At 66.5% G+C, this 13737-nt stretch carries 11 protein-coding genes and 1 pseudogene; 9 read left to right on the top strand and 3 right to left on the bottom strand.

The genetic code is table 11. The annotated features are described in order from the left end of the window. Positions 1-9 precede the first annotated feature (9 nt). Positions 10-911, top strand: a pseudogene (locus tag AC1D34_RS23260) (MBL fold metallo-hydrolase). Between the two features lie 70 nt (positions 912-981). Continuing rightward, positions 982-1626: a pyridoxamine 5'-phosphate oxidase family protein gene (locus tag AC1D34_RS23265; RefSeq protein ID WP_476768209.1), complete on the top strand. Its 645-nt coding sequence runs from the start codon at positions 982-984 to the stop codon at positions 1624-1626. Between the two features lie 79 nt (positions 1627-1705). Here the strand turns inward: AC1D34_RS23265 and AC1D34_RS23270 are convergent, their stop codons facing one another. From AC1D34_RS23270 to AC1D34_RS23280, 3 genes are all read right to left on the bottom strand, one after another. Continuing rightward, a complete protein-coding gene (locus AC1D34_RS23270; protein ID WP_441492268.1) occupies positions 1706-2134 on the bottom strand; it encodes a VOC family protein in 429 nt (142 codons plus the stop codon). 192 nt (positions 2135-2326) lie between these two features. After that, a complete protein-coding gene (locus AC1D34_RS23275; RefSeq protein ID WP_441492267.1) occupies positions 2327-2803 on the bottom strand; it encodes a YidB family protein in 477 nt (158 codons plus the stop codon). Positions 2804-2826: 23 nt separating this feature from the next. Further along, complete coding sequence (locus AC1D34_RS23280) at positions 2827-3087, bottom strand: GlsB/YeaQ/YmgE family stress response membrane protein (RefSeq protein WP_441492266.1); 261 nt, start codon at positions 3085-3087, stop codon at positions 2827-2829. A 214-nt stretch (positions 3088-3301) separates the two neighbouring features. Between AC1D34_RS23280 and AC1D34_RS23285 the strand changes: the two genes are divergently transcribed. From AC1D34_RS23285 to AC1D34_RS23315, 7 genes are all read left to right on the top strand, one after another. Further along, positions 3302-4087 (top strand): transglutaminase-like domain-containing protein, encoded by a 786-nt coding sequence (locus AC1D34_RS23285; RefSeq protein ID WP_476825455.1) that lies wholly within the window; start codon positions 3302-3304, stop codon positions 4085-4087. 7 nt (positions 4088-4094) lie between these two features. Further along, positions 4095-5006 (top strand): NAD(P)/FAD-dependent oxidoreductase, encoded by a 912-nt coding sequence (locus AC1D34_RS23290; RefSeq protein ID WP_441492264.1) that lies wholly within the window; start codon positions 4095-4097, stop codon positions 5004-5006. Positions 5007-5286: 280 nt separating this feature from the next. Continuing rightward, the gene (gene bcsN, locus AC1D34_RS23295) at positions 5287-6285 is read left to right on the top strand and encodes a cellulose biosynthesis protein BcsN (RefSeq protein WP_476825456.1); all 999 of its coding nucleotides are present in this window, start codon (positions 5287-5289) and stop codon (positions 6283-6285) included. Positions 6286-6311: 26 nt separating this feature from the next. After that, positions 6312-8495, top strand: a complete 2184-nt coding sequence (gene bcsA, locus AC1D34_RS23300) for a UDP-forming cellulose synthase catalytic subunit (protein ID WP_476825457.1) — start codon at positions 6312-6314, stop codon at positions 8493-8495. Then, on the top strand, positions 8492-10972 hold the full coding sequence (locus tag AC1D34_RS23305) for a cellulose biosynthesis cyclic di-GMP-binding regulatory protein BcsB (protein ID WP_476825458.1): 2481 nt from the start codon (positions 8492-8494) through the stop codon (positions 10970-10972). The genes bcsA and AC1D34_RS23305 overlap by 4 nt, the downstream gene beginning before the upstream one ends. A gap of 29 nt (positions 10973-11001) precedes the next feature. Then, complete coding sequence (locus tag AC1D34_RS23310) at positions 11002-11988, top strand: family 8 glycosyl hydrolase (protein ID WP_441492260.1); 987 nt, start codon at positions 11002-11004, stop codon at positions 11986-11988. Further along, the coding region (locus AC1D34_RS23315) for a hypothetical protein (protein ID WP_476825459.1) at positions 11979-13737 on the top strand (1759 nt) is incomplete at its 3' end. The genes AC1D34_RS23310 and AC1D34_RS23315, both read left to right, overlap by 10 nt.

A 13737-nucleotide genomic window follows, 5' to 3' on the forward strand; every position in this document is an offset into this window, starting at 1 on the left:
GCGTCCGGTCTGTCCGTCGGCGGCGCGCTGGCGCAGGCGCAGCCGATCGCCTCCAGGGCCGGCCCGCCTCTGGCGCGGATCTCGATCGGTCGGTTCACGGTGACCGCGCTGACCGACGGCTTTGCCGACGTGCCATTCTCCTATTTCGTGGGCCGGCTGCCCCAGGAGATCGAAGCGGCGGCGGCGGCGCAGTTCGCAGCCCGCCCCAGCGGCATCCGCCTGATGTTCACCCAGTACCTGATCGAGGACGGCGAGCGGCGAATCCTGATCGATACAGGGCCGGCCGGCTTGCTTGGGGAGAGCGGAAAGCTGCCCTCCGCCCTGGAGGCCGTCGGGGTCGGACCCGAGAGCATCGACGCGGTCATCGTGACCCATATGCATCGTGACCATATCGGCGGCCTGGTCGCGGGCGGGCGCCGGAATTTCCCGAACGCCGAGATTCATGTCGACAGACGCGAGATCGCCCACTGGACCGATCCGGCCAAGCGCTCGACGGCGCCTGGCTTCCTGAAGAGCAGCTTCGATGCATCGGCGGAGTTCATCCGCCTCTATCCGAAGCTGCAAGCGATCGATGGCGAGCGCAGCATCACGCGCAGCGTCTCGATCGTCGACCTGACGGGCCACACGCCCGGACATATCGGGGTGCGCGTCGAGGATGGCGGCAAGAGCCTGCTCATGGTCTCGGACATGCTCTTCCATCCCTCCCTCCATCCGGCCGCCACCGATATCGGCTTCGTCTTCGAGCAGGATCCGGCGGCGGCCCGCGCGATGCGCGCCCGCTTCTTCCCGCGCGCGGCCGAGGAGAAGCATTGATCGCCGCAACACACATGCCATTCCCGGGGCTTGGCCACATCGTGTCCGATGGCGGCCGGCTGCGCTGGCTTGCCGCAGAATGGGCCCAGCAGGGGTGAATGGCCTTGCTGCGCTCGACGCAATTCCTCCGGGCCGGCGGCTGCGCCGGTTCGGATATCGGAGGCTCGCATGCTTCACAAATATCTCGAGATCGCTTCGACCCCGGCCGTCAAGAATGCGCGCCAGCACTACGGCAGCGCGGGTCAATATGCCAGGATCGACGGAACGCTCGATCCTGGAGCAGCACCCCGAAACCACCTGCTTGGCCCGGATGAGGAGGCGTTCATCGCCCGGCGCGGCGAGTTCTATCTCGCCTCTGTTTCGGAAACGGGCTGGCCCTATGTCCAGTTCCGCGGCGGACCGATCGGCTTTCTGAAGGTTCTCGGTAGCAAGACCCTTGGCTTCGCTGATTATCGCGGAAACAGGCAATACATCACCACGGGCAATGTCGCCGGGAACGACAGGGTCTCGCTCTTCCTTATGGATTATGCCCAGCAGCGGCGCCTGAAGATCTTTGGGCATATGCATGTCGTCGACGTGACCCTCGACACCGCACTGGCGGCCAGGCTGGCGGTTCCCGGCTACGACGCCCGTGTCGAACGGGCTGTCACGATCACGATCGAGGCCTTCGACTGGAACTGTCCGCAGCACATCACCCCGCGCTTCAGCGAGGCCGAGCTCGCGGAATGGCTGGAGCCGGTCAAAGCCAGATTGGCGTTCCTCGAAGACGAGAACCGCAGACTGAAGAATCGCCTGGAGCAAGGTGCGGCATGATGCGTCGGCCGTGGCTCGGAAAGGCCCCGACGCGCCCATCCTCCCGCCCATGCCGCGGGTGGCACCACCTGCCGATCACTCAGAACGTGATCTTGACCGATGGAGCGCTGCGTTCGGCCTCGCCATGGAAGACGGCCTCGATATTGTTGCCGGCGGGATCGAGCAGGAAGGCGGCGTAATAGCCGGGATGATAGGGGCGCTCGCCCGGCGCGCCGTTATCCCTGCCGCCGCTGTCGAGGCCAGCCTTGTAGAAGGCGTCGACCATGGCGCGGTTCCTGGCCTGGAAGGCGATATGGTGCCGGCCCGTGAGCTCGCCCTGCGCCGCCTTGCTCTGCGCGCTCGAGACGAAGAGTTCGTCCACCCAGAAATAATCCTCGGCCGTCCCGCCGATCGGAATGTGAAGTTCGCGGAAGATGCCCTCGTAGAAGCGGCGGCAGGCGCCGAGGTCCGCGACAACGAGCTGGATATGATCGATCAGCCGGCCGCGATGTAGTTCCTGGGTTTCCATCTGTTCCTCCCGATTGCGCATCAACTCAGGCGAGACAGTGTGGCTCCAGGCCGTGACGAGATCTGGCAGTACCCGATCTGGCAGTACCTGGCAGCCTCGAGAAGCCCTGACGACGAACCGGCTCCCGATGACGGGAGCCGGTCGCTGGACGTGTCGACGGTCGCCGGCTCTGCCGGTCATGCAGGGGCGGGATCAGGCCCCGGCGGCGGGGAGCCTGCCGTCGGGCGTATAGCGATCCACGGCGTCAGGCAGTTGCCGGGACAGCCGGGACAGCAGCTCGTCGCGGGAGAGGCCCGTCTGGCGTTCGAGCTTGGCCAGGACATCGGGTCCGATCACCTGTTCCAGATCCGGCGGCGCAACCTCCTGATTGGCGCCCTGGCGCACCCAGGAATCGGCCTTCTCGCCCTGGCCTGCCTGTTTGAAGCGATCGATCAGCTCGCCCAGACCTCCGTTCAGGAAGCCGCCGATCCCGCCTGCGCCCAATGTGCCGCCGAGATTGCCGAGCACGGAATCCGCGCCTTTCGGGATATCGCCGGCCGGTGCACCGGTGGGCGCCGGCTGGTTGGCCTGGCCGAGCCACTCTGCGATCTTGTCCTTGTTCTGGTAGCCTGCGAGGGCCAGCAGGCCCAGCAGTGCCGTCATCGACGGAAAGCCCTGGTTGTCGCTCATGAAATTTGCTCCTGCTGCCGGGGTTAGACCGTGTGTCGGCGGTTCGCGAAAAACGCCCACACCGCCAGGACGATGACGGCGCCGATGATGGCCCCGATCAAGCCAGCACCTTCGCCGGGGGCGTACCAATGCATGGCCTGCCCGATGTATGTGGCAACGAAGGCACCCACGATCCCGAGGATGGTGGTGAGAATGAAGCCCGAAGGCTCGTTCGATCCAGGGGTTAGAAATTTGGCGACCACGCCGGCGAGAAAGCCGACGAGGATGGTCCCGAGAATGCCCATAATGTCCTCCCTCAAGCGTCTGGTCACATCCGAAGCTTGGCCACATCTGAAGGCGCAAGAGCCGCCGCAAACGACGCGCAAGCGCAGGTTCTGAACCGGCGAACGGCACAGAGGTTCCCTTTGGTTCGTCAGCCCGGGCTTAATCCGCGCCGGCGGTTCGGAACGAAACCACTGCCAACTCCGTTTGGATCGCTGGGACAGTCCGGAGTTCAAGATGAAGCTGATCGCATCGGCCCAACTCGTCTATGGCTTTTCTACGCCGACGCAGGTGATCGGGCTGATCCAGGCGTCACATTCCAGCGATCAGTMGATCCTTGCGGAAGAATTGACTGTCAGCGGCGATGTGCGGCCCATCGCAGACGAGACACCCGCGGGAGATCGCCGGTTCCGGGCCTGCTTCTCGGGCGAGACGACGATCAGCTATACTGCCACGGTCGATAACGGCGTGCGCCAGTTGCTGCCTGCGTCGGGGCGCCAGCATGCGTGGAACGAACTGCCGGCCGAGGCGCTGTCCTATCTTCTGCCTAGCCGGTTTTGCCCGAGCCACCGCTTTCAGCGCTTTGCCCAGCGCGAGTTCGCAGGCGCGGGCGACGGCGTCAGCCGGGTGATGGCGGTTCTCGACTGGATCGCGTCCCATGTCGACTACGTCGCGGGCGTCAGCACGCCTGAATCGACGGCGGCGCATACTTTCACCGTCAGGGCGGGGGTTTGTCGCGACTTCACCCATCTCGGCATCACCTTCTGCCGTGCCCTGTCGATACCGGCTCGCGCAGTCAGCGCCTATTCGCTCGATGTCCAACCGCCCGATTTTCACGCCGTGATGGAAGTCTATCTCGAGAACGCCTGGTGGCTAGTCGACCCGACGCGCCTCGCCCCTATCGAGGGCATCATCCGCATCGCCCATGGCAGGGATTCGACGGATACCGCCTTCCTGACCACTGATAGCGCCTGTACCGTGATCTCGCAGACCGTCCAGGTCCGGCGCAGCGATGCAGCCTGAGGGACGCATGACAAACCAGCTCGATTGCCTCGTGATCGGCGGCGGCCCCGCGGGCCTGACGGCGGCGATCTATCTTGCGCGCTTTCATCTCAGCGTCACCGTCATGGACGCGGGCCATGGCCGCGCGCTGCAGATCCCCTGCACCCATAATCATGCCGGCTTTCCCGAGGGCATTTCCGGTCGCGAGCTGCTCTCGCGGATGCGGTCGCAGGCGATCCGGTACGGCACCTGGATTGTCGATCGCCGCGTCGAGGCGCTGACCCACGACGGTTCCGGCTTCGCGGCGCACGGGCAGGACGTCGACATCAAGGCGCGCTCGGTTTTGCTCGCCACCGGCGTCACGAACCGTCGCCCCCCGATGACCGACGCGCTCCATGCCGAGGCGCTCATGCTGGGCCGCCTGCGCTACTGTCCGGTTTGCGACGGCTACGAGGTCACCGGGCAGGATGTCGCGGTCATCGGCTCCGATTCCGGCGCTGCGAATGAATGCGAATTCCTGCGGTCGTATACGGCGCTGGTCAGCCTTGTCCTCGATGGAACCGAGGGCCTTGCCGCCCCCCTGTATGAGCGTCTCGCGGGTCTCGGGGTTCGCATCATCGGCGGACCGGCGCAGGACTTCGCGCTGGAGGAGGATGGCCTGAGCCTGTCTTCGGCCGCGGGGCGGCTGCGCTTCGACACCGTCTATCCCGCCCTTGGCTCGGTCGTTCATTCCGACCTCGCGACCGCATTGGGCGGGGCCGTGACGGATGATGGCTGCATCCAGGTCGATCGCCACCAGCGCACCAGCATCGCGGGATTATACGCGGCCGGCGATGTCGTGATCGGTCTCGACCAGATCAGTCATGCCATGGGGCAGGCCGGCGTGGCCGCAACCGCGATCCGCAACGATCTCGCCGCATCCCGTCCGCAGCTGCGCTAGTCATGGCGGCACGCCCCCTTCTCTCTGCGACGCCAGGCAAAAGGATCTTCCAGGTGATCCGCTTCGCCGGCTTCCAATCCGGCACGCAGAAGGCTTGCCCATTGTTGAGGCACGGGCGGATGGCCATTGCAAAGATTATGGGGGATGAGATCGCCTGTCGCACAAAATCTCCCACTGCGCTCGCTCGACAGGGGTTGGTGCCGGTGCCGGAATTGTCTGTACTGGCAGGCATGATTCGATCGAGGGCCAAAGACTGGCCGCATCAGCCTGCGGTAAGAACGTGTTAATCTTTGTTAATCAATGGTTCCGACATGTCGATCGCTCCAAGACACCGGCCTGCGTGCCGATGAGCGTGTCCGGCCTGCGTCCGGCGCTCGGCCCGGCTCGCGGCCAGACCAGGGGGCGGCTCGCAACCCTTGCCACCGCGGCCTTGCTGGGTGCGATGGCGGCAGGCTGCGGTGAGCAGAGGCTGACGGATGCCGAACTGTCGTTTGCAACACGCTCCATCGCCGTCGACCCGAGCCGCGCCCTCATCGTGCTGCCGCCGGGCGGGCCAGCGGTCGTGAACGTCACGCAGCGCAGCTACGAAAATGCCGTGTCCCAGACCGTCACGCTCGCCACGCGAGGCCGGACGCCGGGCGAGAATGCGATCTATGCCGCCTTCCTGACGGCGGCGGATGTTCCCGATACGAATGGTGTGGAAGGCAGGCTCCTCTCGCTTCCCAGCATCGAGGATTTCGCGATCGCGCGCGAGATGGAGGAGCGGCTTCCGGGCGTCGCCATGGTGCCGTCGGCCGCCTATGTGCAGAACCGCTACGGCCCGTTCGGCTATGCCTTTGGCCGCGGCCCCGGGGGCGATGGCTGTCTTTACGCCTGGCAGCGCGTCGCAAGCGATGACAGCCTTTTCCGCCCCAGATCGGGCGTGATCTCCGTGCGCCTGCGGATCTGTGCGCCGGGAGCGTCGGAAGCCGCCTTGCTGCGCCTCGCCTATGGGTTTTCCGTCAACGCCTCGCTCAGGCGCGCAGGCTGGAACCCGATCGGGGATGCGCCATCGCCCTCCCCCGATCTCGGCGAGGCCGGCGCGCTGATCTATCCCCTGCCCCAGGCATCCATGCCCCAGACATTCCTGCCTGATGCGGTCGAGCGGCCACCTCGGGTTGCCCGCCCGAAACGTCCGCAGCCGGCCCGTACCGAGGTGAGAGACCCTGTCCCGGACAGGCCTCTGCCGGACCGACCCCTGGAAGGATACCCGACCGTTCCGCCGCCCTTGTCGCCTTGACCGCAACCAGGATCACCTGAAGACCGATGCGAACAACGATCTACGTCATCGTCTGGGCTGTGATCGCCGCCTTGGTCGTGGTGCTGATCACCTTGCCGATCAGCCTGCAGGCGCATCTGATCGCGGGGGCGATCGTGGTCACGGCGATGATCGCGCTGAAGTTCCTGCGGCCTGACGGCGTCTGGCGGCTGATCGCGCTGGGATTGGGAACGGCGATCGTGCTGCGCTACATCTATTGGCGCACGACGAGCACCTTGCCGCCGGCGAACCAGATCGAGGACTTCATCCCGGCGATGATCCTCTATCTCGCCGAGTTCTATAATATCGGCATGCTGTTCCTCAGCCTGTTCGTGGTCGCGCTTCCCTTGCCACCGCGCAAGACACCGCCGGTCGACCTGCAGAATGCGCCCACGGTCGACGTCTTTGTGCCGACCTATAACGAAGAGGCGGATCTGCTGGCGACGACGCTCGCGGCTGCGCTCGCGATGGATTACCCGGCGGATCGCCTGAAGGTCTTTCTCCTCGACGATGGCGGAACCGACGAGAAGTGCAACGCGGATAATTTCGTGGCCGCCAACGCTGCCAAAGAGCGCCGGGCGACGCTGCAGAAGCTATGCGAGGGCCTCGGCGTCACCTATCTGACGCGCGAGCGCAATATCAGCGCCAAGGCAGGCAACCTCAATAACGGCATCGCTCACTCCGAAGGCGAGCTGATCGTCGTCTTCGATGCCGATCATGCGCCCGCGCGGTCCTTCCTCACGGAGACCGTGGGCTTTTTCGGCCAGGACCCGAAGCTGTTCCTGGTGCAGACGCCGCATTTCTTCATCAACCCCGACCCGCTGGAGCGCAATCTCCAGACCTTCAAATATATGCCGTCCGAGAACGAGATGTTCTACRGCATCATCCAGCGCGGTCTCGACAAATGGGACGCCTCGTTCTTCTGCGGTTCGGCTGCGGTGCTGCGCCGCCAGGCACTCAAGACCACCAATGGCTTCGCTGGACGTAGCATCACGGAAGACGCCGAGACGGCGATCACGCTGCACGCCACCGGCTGGCACAGCGTCTATGTCGACAAGCCGCTGATCGCTGGGCTGCAGCCGGCGACCTTTGCGAGCTTCATCGGGCAGCGCTCGCGCTGGGCGCAGGGCATGATGCAGATCCTGATCTATCATCGCCCGCTGTTCAAAACCGGTCTCTCGCTGCCGCAGCGGCTCTGCTACTGCTCCTCGGCGCTGTTCTGGCTGTTTCCCTTCGCGCGCTGGATCTTCCTGATCTCGCCTCTGTTCTACCTGTTCTTCGGATTGCAGATCTTCACGGCATCGGGGGCGGAGTTCTTCGCCTATATCCTGAGCTATATGGTCGTGAACCTGATGATGCAGAACTATCTCTATGGCCGCTATCGCTGGCCATGGATCTCGGAACTCTACGAGTTCATCCAGTCGGTCTACTTGCTGCCCGCGGTCGTCTCGGTCCTCATCAATCCGGGCAAGCCGACCTTCAAGGTCACGGCCAAGAACGAATCTCTGGAAACCCGTCGCGTCTCCGAGCTGGGGCTGCCGTTCTTCATCATTTTCGGCGTCCTGGCGCTCGGTGTCGTCGCGACCTATTGGCGGATCATCACCGAGCCCTACAATGCCGACACGACGGTGGTCGTCGGCCTCTGGAACCTGCTGAACCTGCTGATGGCGGGCTGCGCGCTCGGCGTCGTCTCCGAGCGGCCGGAGGGGCGCGCGGCCCGGCGCTTCGCAGTGCGGCGACGCGGCGAGATCACCATCGACGGGCAGACCGCGCCGATCGTCACCGAGAACGCCTCCGTCGACGGCGTCGGCATCCGCGTTCTGTCCCATGTTTTCGACAAGCTGCCTGTCGGCAGCGAGGCGCTCATTTCTTTCGAGACCACGATCAACATGCCGGCCGGTACGCTGCCGGTGCGTGTGATGCGCCTGGCGCCTGACGACAAGGGTTTGCTGATGGGCTGTCGCTACGCCCCGAGCGAAGCCCTGCACAGCCGCATGATCGCCGATCTCGCCTTTTCCGACGCCGAGCGTTGGACCCTGTTCCAGAAGGCGCGGCGCCAGAACATGGGGGTCGTCTACGGCACGATCCGCTTCCTGCGGATCGCGATCTTCCAGACGAGCCGCGGCTTGTCTTATTTCTTCGGCCTTTACCGCCTGACACGGCCCGCAGCACCAGCGAGACCAGCGGAATGAGGCTGGGGCAGTTTTCCCTCGTGGCCACCATGGCCCTCCCGCTGCTCGGCGGCGCCGGCATGGCACAGGACGGGCGCGTGCAGCCGACACCGGTCGAACCGGCGCCGTTCATGATCGCGCCGCCGGAGCAACCGCCGGCCGAGAAGCCCGCCCCCGTGGCACCGGCTGCGCCTGCTGCCGAGCCCCCTGCCCCGAGCCAGCCGCCGAAACACGCGGCGGCAGCGACTGCGCCCGCCCCCTTTGCGTTCAAGCCGCTGCTTCCTGCCGCCCGCGTCACCCTGGAAGGCGAGAGCGACACCCGCAACTGGGCTTTCTTCCTGACGCAGGACGAAGCCGCTGCCGATCTGAACCTGGACGTGGCATTCCAGAATGCGCTCGTCGTGATGCCGGAAGCCTCGCGGTTGACCGTCCGGATCAATGGCGAGCGCGTTATCGAGCAGCCCATCGCATCGTCGGACCGCCTGGCGCGGCTCTCGGTCGCGATCCGCAAGGCTCTTTTGCGCGCAGGCGAGAATACGATCGGTTTCGAGGTCGTGCAGCGCCACCGCACGGATTGCACCCTGGCCTCCACCTACGAGCTCTGGACCCGCATCGACGGCGCCGGCACGCGACTGAGATTTCGCAGCCCCGATGCAGCGAAACCGCGTTTGCGAGGCATCGACGATCTGCCGTCGATCGGCGGGGACGAAAGCGGCCAGACGACGATCAACATCGTGGCGCCCAGCGCGTCGCGGGCGATCGCGGGAAATACCATCCTCGCCGTCGCCCAGGCAGTAGCCCTGCGCGGGCGCTTCGGGCAGGTCGTGGTGCGGGTCTCCGAACGGCCACCGGAGCGGCTGCGGCCGGGCTCGCTGACGGTTGTCATCGGAACCGCGAACGAACTGGGTGAACTGCTCGGCACGATCCCGGAGGAGGCCGCCACCCGCAGCTTCCTCGGTTTCGTCGCCAGTCCGAAGCTGGGTCCGGCCACACTTCTCGTCACGGGCCAGGGCTGGCCGGATATCGAGGCGGTCGTCGCCAAGATCCTGACCGAGCCGGTTTCGAGGCCGACCAATATCAACCGCACCAGCATGGATACGGCGAGCTGGCACACGCCGAATCCGCCTTACGTCACGGGCCGGCAGGTGCTGCGCTTCGCCGATCTCGGCGTCCCCACCCAGGAATCGACCGGCCGGCGCATGCGGGTGCGCGCCGTCGTCGCCATGCCCGGCGACTTTTTTGCGAACGCCTACGGTGAGGCCACGCTTCTTCTCGACGGAGCCTATTCCGCGGAGGTCCTGCCCGGCGTCAGCCATATCGAGATCTTCGTCAACGGCAATGTCGCCGCGACCGTGCCGCTCAACACGACGACCGGCGGCCTGTTCCAGCAGTTCCCGATCACCGTGCCGATGCGGCATTTCAGGCCGGGGATCAATGAGCTCTGGCTCGAGGCCGTCACGATCGCGAAGACCGATCTGAGCTGCGGGCCTGGCGCGACGCTGCCGGGCAAGAGCCGTTTCGCGCTGTTCGATACCACCTCGCTTGCCGTTCCGGATTTCGCGAAGATCGGCGTCAAGCCAAACCTCGCCGCCGTTTCCGGCACGGGATTTCCCTACTCGGTGGCGCCGCGCGTGGCCCTGGTCATGGGCCGGCTCGATGCCGCCAATTACGGTGCGGCGGCGACTCTGCTGGCGCGCCTGGCCCAGCGCGCCAGCCGGCCCATCGCGGTCGATCCGCTTGCGAATGCCGCCACCGTGGGAGATCGCCCGGCGCTGATCGTCGGAGCGGCCGGCCAGTTGCCAAGCGGCCTGCTGCCGCGCGTCGGCATCGCCGACACCGTCCGCGCCACATGGCCACAGCGCGCCGACGCCGTCGTGGTCCCGCCCGATGCGGATGGCACGGCCGTGTTCGACGCCGTGCTCAATCGTTTCCAGGGCCGCCAGACCACACCGGAAGATTCAGGCGGCGTGCCGCAATCCACGAACGAGATCCGCGACCGGTGGCGGAACTCGCTCGGTGGCCCGCTGGCCCGCTATCTCGTTGCCTTCGACGGCTGGCTGCAGCGCACCTTCGACCTGTCATTTGCCCAATTGCGCACACCGTCGCGCTCGTCTTCGCTCTACGAGCCTGCCGAGGGAACCGACCTGATCGCAGCCCAGGCCGCCGATCCGGAGACCCGGCAGGTCTGGACCGCCTTCGTCGCCCGGCGCGAAGAGGCGCTCGAGAGCAGCGTCGCCCGAATCGTGACGCCGGGCAATTGGGCTGCCATGGCCGGCAGGATCACGGCTTTCCGGGGTGGGCAGGAGACACATGTCCTCTCCGCCGACCGCACCTCCTTCTTCATGACGCGGCCCTTCAGCTTGACCAATATGCGCCTCGTCCTCGCCAACTGGATGTCGAGCAATATCGGCACCTACGCGCTGACGCTCCTGGCCGCCTGCATCACCCTCGGCATCGGCACCGCGTTGATGCTCGGACGGTTGGGGCGGCGCTCATGAGAAAGCTCCTGGCTACATTCGCAGCCACCATGATGCTTCTCACGTCGGCCCTGTCCGCCTCCCTCCCCGACGGCGCATGGGAGCTCTACCGGCAAAAATTCGTCACGCCCGAAGGGCGCGTGATCGACGATGCCAATGGCGGGATCAGCCATAGCGAGAGCCAGGGCTATGGCCTGCTGCTGGCCTGTCTCGCGGGCGACCGCAGCAGCTTCGCCAGCATATTCGCGTTCACGCGCACAGAGCTCCTGATCCGCGACGACGGGCTTGCGGCCTGGCGCTGGGACCCCAAGGCGAGCCCCCATATCACCGACATCAACAATGCCAGCGACGGCGACCTGCTGATCGCGGAGGCCCTCGCCTGCGCCGGGGCGCGCTGGGCCATGCCGGCCTACACGGCAGCGGCGCGCCAGATCGCCCGGTCATTGGCCAAGGTCGCGCTGTTGAAGCGCGGCGGCGAGACCTGGCTCATGCCCGGCGCAGTCGGCTTTTCCGAGAAGGACCGGCCCGACGGGCCCGTGGTCAACCCGTCCTATTGGGTCTTCGAGGCGCTGCCGGCGCTCGCGCAGCTCACCGGCGACCAGAGCTGGATGCAGGTGCAGGCGAGCGGCCTGAAACTGCTCGACACGCTTGCCAAGGCCAAGATGCTGGCCCCGGACTGGGTCTCGATCAAGGACACGCCCAGGCCTGCCGACGGCTTCCCGCCCCAGTTCGGCTACAACGCCATCCGCATCCCGCTCTATCTGATGCGGGCGGGGCTTGCCGACAAGGCGCGCATGGAGCCCTTCCGCAAGGCATGGGCCGGTGGCACTGCCGTGATCGACGTCAAGACCGGCAATCCCGTCGAGCCGCTGCCCGACGCCGGCTATCGCATTCTCGCGGCCGCGATGGCCTGCGCGCTCGACAAGACCGCGATCCCGGCGGAATTGAAGACCTTCCAGCCGACGGCCTATTATCCCTCGACCCTGCATCTTTTGTCCCTCTCGATGCTCCGCGAGAGGTATCCGCAATGCATGTGAAATACGCCGTCCTGGCGATCGCCCTCGCGAGTGCCGCGTTCTACGCCTTCGGCCGCCATGGCCGGGAGGTCGATCTGTCGTTGACGCCGCCTGCGGCGATCCGTCAGGCGGCCGCGGCCGGAAGCTCTTCCCCTGACAGCCAGCAACCCGCGCCGGAACTCGCTCAGGCGCAGGCGCCGGCGACCCCGCCCGGCCAACCGGCGCAGCGGCCCCCCGTCGTCGACGAGAGTGCCTTGCGCTATTTCGCATCTCAGGGCGACACGCGGCGCCTGGAGGCCGAGCTAGCCCGGCTGCGTGCCCTCTACCCGGAATGGAAGCCGCCCGCCGACCTGACGTCTCCGGCACAAACCGGCGATCCCGAGCTCGAGCGGCTGTGGAAGCTCTTCTCTGAGGGCAAGATCGCCGAGGTCCGGGCCGCGATTGCGCAACGCGGCACCAGGGAGCCGAACTGGCGTGCGCCTGTCGATCTCGTCGCCCGGCTCGACGCCGCCGAAGCCGCGCAGCGGCTGGTCAATGCCTCCAACGCGCGGCAATGGGAGCAGGTGATCCGGATCGGCACCGAGACGCCGGCCTTGCTGACCTGCGCGAATGTCGACGCGCTGTGGCGGGTGGCCGAGGCTTTCGTGCAGACCGGCAAGCCCGAGCGGGCCCGGGACGCCTATGCCTATGTGCTGGGCAACTGCAACACCCCCGCAGAACGGATCGGGACGATGCAGAAGGCGCTGGCGACGCTGCCCGACCCGCTGACGGACGCGCTTCTGGCGCAGGAGAGGCAGACCGAATTCTCCAGCATCCGCGACGAGATCGCGCGGCGGCGCATCGGGCGGGCTGCCGAAGATACCAAGCTCACCGTATCCGCCGACGACATCCGGCGGGTCGAGGCGCTTGCGAACGCCGCGACGACGCCGGACGATGCCATCCTGTTCGGCTTCTACACGCTGCGCCACAATGATCCGGTCAAGGCGGAAGCGCTGTTCCAGTCCGCCTTGCAGCGCAAGGGCGGGGCGAAGGCGGCCGAAGGCGCGGTGCTCGCGCTGGCCGCCAATCGCAAATATCGCGAGGCCGAGGCGCTGGGTTCGCAATGGCTGGACGCAGGCGCCGCCAACCGCAAGGCCTATCTCGACGCGGTGACGTCGCTGATCACGCAGGAGCCCGCTCCAAAACTGGATCGCGCCGTCGTCGAGCGGATCGCGAAGACCGTTGCGACAGACCGCTACGCGCCGGGCGCGGCCGGCCTCGGCTGGTATGCCTATAATGCCGGCCAGACCTCCCCGGCCGAGACATGGTTCGAAACCGCCCTCTCCTGGGACCGTGGCTATGAGCCGGCCGCCTATGGGCTTGCCCTGGCACGGCAGCGCCTGCGCGATCAGGCCGGCCTGCGCGCGATCGTCAACGACTGGGGCGGCCGCTCGGAACGGATTGCCGCGCTGCTCGATCCGCGCCGCAACCGCGCCTCGCGCGGGCAAGATGCGCGAGTCCAGGATGCGCGTGACCAGCAGCAGCGCCGAGATGATGTCGCCGCGCCGGCGGTGCCGGTCATACGCGAGCGAGACCCGATCGAACCCGCACCGAGCCGTCCGCTGCGCTCCCGGGCAGCCCGGCAGACCGTCCAGCCCGATATCGACGCCGAGCCTGTCCGGCGCCGCCAGGCGGCAGCGCCCGTCGCCGGCAGCTGCGGCAATGGTCAGTCGGGCGCAGCCGCCTTGCAGCGCGGCTGGTGCCTGCTCAACCTGAAGCGCCCTGCAGCGG

This window comes from Allobosea sp. P1_A7 (assembly GCF_056406775.1).

Excerpts from the sequence above, each read along its gene's own strand:
- AC1D34_RS23265 (WP_476768209.1), top strand. The coding sequence starts at position 982 with ATGCTTCACAAATATCTCGAGATCGCTTCGACCCCGGCCGTCAAGAAT.
- AC1D34_RS23270 (WP_441492268.1), bottom strand. The coding sequence starts at position 2,134 with ATGGAAACCCAGGAACTACATCGCGGCCGGCTGATCGATCATATCCAG.
- AC1D34_RS23275 (WP_441492267.1), bottom strand. The coding sequence starts at position 2,803 with ATGAGCGACAACCAGGGCTTTCCGTCGATGACGGCACTGCTGGGCCTG.
- AC1D34_RS23280 (WP_441492266.1), bottom strand. The coding sequence starts at position 3,087 with ATGGGCATTCTCGGGACCATCCTCGTCGGCTTTCTCGCCGGCGTGGTC.
- AC1D34_RS23290 (WP_441492264.1), top strand. The coding sequence starts at position 4,095 with ATGACAAACCAGCTCGATTGCCTCGTGATCGGCGGCGGCCCCGCGGGC.
- AC1D34_RS23305 (WP_476825458.1), top strand. The coding sequence starts at position 8,492 with ATGAGGCTGGGGCAGTTTTCCCTCGTGGCCACCATGGCCCTCCCGCTG.
- AC1D34_RS23310 (WP_441492260.1), top strand. The coding sequence starts at position 11,002 with ATGATGCTTCTCACGTCGGCCCTGTCCGCCTCCCTCCCCGACGGCGCA.